At 39.3% G+C, this 4,810-nt stretch carries 1 protein-coding gene and 1 pseudogene; both read left to right on the plus strand.

Annotated elements, in window-relative coordinates; translation table 11 throughout:
• Window positions 1-42: 42 nt before the first annotated feature.
• Window positions 43-3,045, plus strand: a pseudogene (locus Q0200_RS11425) (type I restriction endonuclease subunit R); the annotation flags it as partial.
• A gap of 540 nt (window positions 3,046-3,585) precedes the next feature.
• On the plus strand, window positions 3,586-4,668 hold the full coding sequence (locus Q0200_RS11430) for a Fic family protein (RefSeq protein ID WP_297941234.1): 1,083 nt from the start codon (window positions 3,586-3,588) through the stop codon (window positions 4,666-4,668).
• Window positions 4,669-4,810 lie beyond the last annotated feature (142 nt).

Genomic DNA, 4,810 nt, shown 5'->3' on the forward strand with positions numbered 1-4,810 from the left:
CGCATGGATAGCAAATGACAGAGCTTTGGCAGAAAGAGCTATAAAGAAATTCTCCTAACTCGCTATCTCAAAGAGGCGCTTAAGAAATTTAACCCTTGGATAAATGAGGCTCAGATCATCGAGGCTCTTAGAAATTTAGAGAGCAGACTATCTACGGCTTCGCTTTTACAAGTAAATGAAGAGAAATACTACCTTATCCGAGACGGAATCCCGGTAACCATAAAAAAGCCAAATGGCGAAACGCAGATAAAAAAGGCTATGGTTATAGACTTTTTAAACCCTGAAAATAACTACTTTTTAGCCATAAAAGAGCTAAAAATCCACGGAGAGCTACATAGAAGAAGAACGGATATCGTAGGCTTTGTAAATGGCATACCGCTACTTTTTGTAGAGCTTAAAAATAGCTCGGTCGATGTTCGCAACGCATATGAGGATAACTACACAGACTACCAAGATACGGTACCAAATTTGTTTTACTACAACGCCTTTCTCATGCTATCAAACGGCATGGAGGCAAAGGTCGGCACGCTTGGGAGTAAATTTGAGTTTTTCCATGAGTGGAAAAGGCTTGATGAAAACGATCAAGGAAGTGTGGCTCTTGAGACTATGCTCTTAGGAATTTGCAAGAAGGAAAATTTCCTAGATCTTTTTGAAAATTTTATACTTTACGATCACTCAAACGGCCATACGGCGAAAATTCTCGCGAGAAATCACCAATATCTAGGCGTAAATGAGGCAATGAAGGCATACGCCGCAAGAAAGCTAAATGACGGCAAACTGGGCGTCTTTTGGCATACGCAAGGATCTGGCAAGAGCTACTCTATGCTATTTTTTGCTAAAAAGGTGCGCCGAAAGATGCCAGGAACGCCAACCTTTGTCATCTTAACAGATAGAGACGAGCTAAACACTCAAATAAGCGATACCTTTGAAAACTGCGGGCTGCTTGGCAAAGATATAAAAGCCTCTCAGTATATCGCAACAAGCGGCAGTGATCTTGTGCAAAAGCTAAGAGGCAATCCAAGCTTTATTTTCACGCTTATTCAAAAATTTAACAAACCAAATGAAGAGCCTATCTATCCCGACCACGATATCATCATCATCTCGGACGAGGCACACCGCAGCCAATACGGGATATTTGCCGATAATATGATGAAACTGCTACCAACGGCTGCTCGTATAGGATTTACCGGAACGCCTTTGCTTTCTAGCGACAATATCACGGCTAGGACTTTTGGCGGATATGTCTCGGTATATGATTTTAAAAGAGCGGTTGAGGATGGCGCGACGGTGCCGCTTTACTATGAAAATCGCGGCGAAAAGATCGCGGGTCTGCAAAATCCAGAAATAACGGATCAAATTTTAGACGCCATAGAAAATGCTGATCTTGATGTGGATCAGCAGGATAAGCTAGAGGCTGAATTTGCAAAAGAGATACACCTGCTAACAGCAGAGCCTAGGCTAAAATCTATCGCGCGTGATTTTGTTAGGCACTACTGCGATCTGTGGACGAGCGGAAAGGCGATGTTTGTTTGTCTAAATAAAGTAACGTGCGTTAGGATGTATAACTTCGTGCAAGAGTGCTGGCAAGAGGAGATAAAAACCCTAAAGGAAAATATCAAAAAAGTCTCCCAACAAGAGGCGCAGGAGCTAGAACGCAAGCTAAAATGGATGCAAGAGTGCGAAATGGCGGTGGTAATAAGCCAAGAACAAAATGAAATTCAGACTTTTAGAAAATGGGATCTAGATATCAAGCATCACAGAGAAAAGATGGAGAAGCGAGAGCTTGATAAAGAATTTAAAGATAGCAAAAATCCTTTGCGAGTAGTCTTTGTCTGCGCTATGTGGCTAACTGGCTTTGATGTGAAGTGCCTATCTTGCCTCTATCTTGATAAGCCGCTAAAAGCGCATACGCTTATGCAAACAATCGCTAGAGCAAACCGCGTAAGCGAGGGCAAAAGCAATGGGTTGATAATTGACTATATAGGTATCGTAAAGGCGCTTCGAAAAGCACTTGCAGACTACACTGCAAATTTAGGCGCTAATAACGGCACAGATCCAACAATAGATAAAGAGGAGCTCGTCGCGCGCATCATAGAGGTGATAGAAAAGACAAAGGAATTTTTAGAGCAAAAAGAATTTGAGCTAGAAAAACTTATCGGTGCGGTTGATTTTGCAAAGCTTGCATATTTGCAAGAGGCGGCTAATGCTGTTTGTGGAAGTATCGGGGATAAGAAAATTTTTACAACTTATGCTTCGGAGCTTAACCGACTCATAAAATATACAGACCGAAACGACATAACCGCTCAAATGCGCAAGCAATATGAAGCTATCGCAGCTATCTACACTGAGCTTCAAAAAAAGCGAAAGCATACAAATACAACTGACCTAATGATCGAGATACATAAAATCATCAACGAACATGTAAAAATCGCCGATGAGCCTACTTTAGATAGCGAAGCCGCGCGTAGATTTGATATAAGCGCTATCGACTTTGATCTGCTGCGTAGTGAATTTGCAAAGGTTAAAACCAAAAATTTAGCCATAAAAGATCTAGAGGAGATCATCAAACAAAAGCTAGATAGTATGCTCTTTAGCAATCCTAACCGCATAGACTACTATGAACGCTACCAGCAAATCATCGCAGAGTATAACACGGAACAAGACAGAGCGACCATAGAAAAGACGTTTATGGAGCTTATGGATCTAGCAAGTCAGATGAGTAATGAAGAGCGACGCTACGCAAAAGAGGGATTTGCGAGTGATGAAGAGTTATCGCTTTACGATATGCTCTTTAGAGATGATCTTAGCAAAAATGAAATAAAAAAGATCAAAGAAGTAGCCGCGGCTCTACTTGATAAGATAAAAATAAAAATCGCCGAGCTGGATCACTGGAGCGACAAACAAGAGACAAAAGCCGAAGTAGACAATCTCATCCGTGATACTCTCTGGGGAGAGCTGCCTGAGTGCTATGATGACGTTAGTATTGCGATATGTAGAGAGAAAATTTACGAGTATGTCTATATGAGATATAGGAGTGCAGCGTAGAATACTTAATAGATAAAATTGAAAAATATCGTGGAATAAACGGCTTAGAAGGCGTTACTCTTCTTACAATCAATTGGATTGGCTAAAGTTGCCAAATGGTGCAGATAAAACGATCTTAGCGTGAGGCTATACATTACAAAAAAGTAATCAATGAAACTAGAAGGCTAGAATATACGGACGTGCTTATAGATGGTGAATATATTGATGAACTATACGATGAGAGTCGCGGCATAGTTGGTTCTAGCATATTGTGCTTAAAAAAGACATCCTTCGCATGAATGACTGGGTTATAAATTTGTAAAATGGAGTGTATATAACTATACAAAAAAGCAAAGATATATTTGAATCCAAGGTCACCAGGAACTGCAATAGGTTATATGATTAAGTAAATAACCAAAACACCTCATGATATCTTTGCCGAACAAGCAATAGGAGCCAACCGCCCTACACTATTCTTCGCATAAAGAATGCCATACGCTAAATTAAATCCAAATTTTAATTCATTTTTGATAGACTACTACAAAAAGTACGAGTAAGAACATGACCCAAAAAAGAGAATTTATACCCCAAGAGCTTCCGCTATATTTTAAGCCTACCGAGCAAATTTATAAAGCACTCAATAGAGCCTCAAGAAAACTAGGCGAGCTAAACGGTTTTATAAAAACCATTCCAAACCATGATATTTTGATAAATTCTCTAGTACTCCAAGAGGCAAAAGACTCAAGCGCGATCGAAAATATTATAACGACGCACGATGAGCTATTTTTGGCGCAGATAGACGAAACCAAAATCGCACAAAGCGCAAAAGAGGTTATAAACTACGAAATAGCCTTAAAAAAGGGCTACTTGCTTATAAAAAAAGATAATCTATTCTTAACTCGTCATATACTAGAGATTCAAAAACGATTGCAGCGTAGTAACGCCGGATTTCGCACCCAAAGCGGAACTATGCTTAAAAATCCCGCCACGGGCGAGATAAAACATATACCGCCGCAACACATAGACGATATAAATAGGTTGATGGCAAATTTAGAAAAGTATATGAACGACGACATAGACGAGCTTGATCCGCTAATTAGACTAGCCGTTATCCACTATCAGTTTGAAACCATACATCCGTTTTATGACGGAAACGGCAGAACCGGACGCATCATAAACGTCTTATATCTAACGCACAAGAAGCTTCTTGATTTGCCGATTTTATATCTAAGCGCCTATATCATAAAAAACAAATCCAAATACTACGAACTTTTAGAAAACGTAAGTAAAAGCGGCGAGTGGAGCGAATGGATAGAATATATGCTAAACGGCATAGAGCGTACCGCTGAGGCATCCGTCACGCTCATAAAAGAGATAGACGATGCTATAAGAGAATTTAGCGAGCTCTTGCAGGAAAAAGAGCGAAGTGTATATAGCAAGGATTTTGTGGAGTTACTTTTTTCATACCCGTATACAAAAATAGAATCGGTAGAGAAAAAACTAAATATCTCTAGACAAACCGCTTCTAAATATCTTAAAATTTGCGAAAAACTAGGAGCATTTAAATGTGTAAAGCTCGGTCGCATAAATTACTTTGTAAATTTAAAGTTGTTTGAAATATTACAACATGGACTAATACTATAGCATACAAGTCTTCTATAATATGTTAAGAAAATACGAAATTTTTAACATATCAGCAGCAATGTGTTAAAAATTTGAGGAGGTTTTAATGCATTTTAATAAATTATATCACTCCAAAAAATAAAGATAAATTTTTACCCTGCCT

It is taken from the genome of uncultured Campylobacter sp. (assembly GCF_938045225.1).
GTDB lineage: Bacteria > Campylobacterota > Campylobacteria > Campylobacterales > Campylobacteraceae > Campylobacter_A.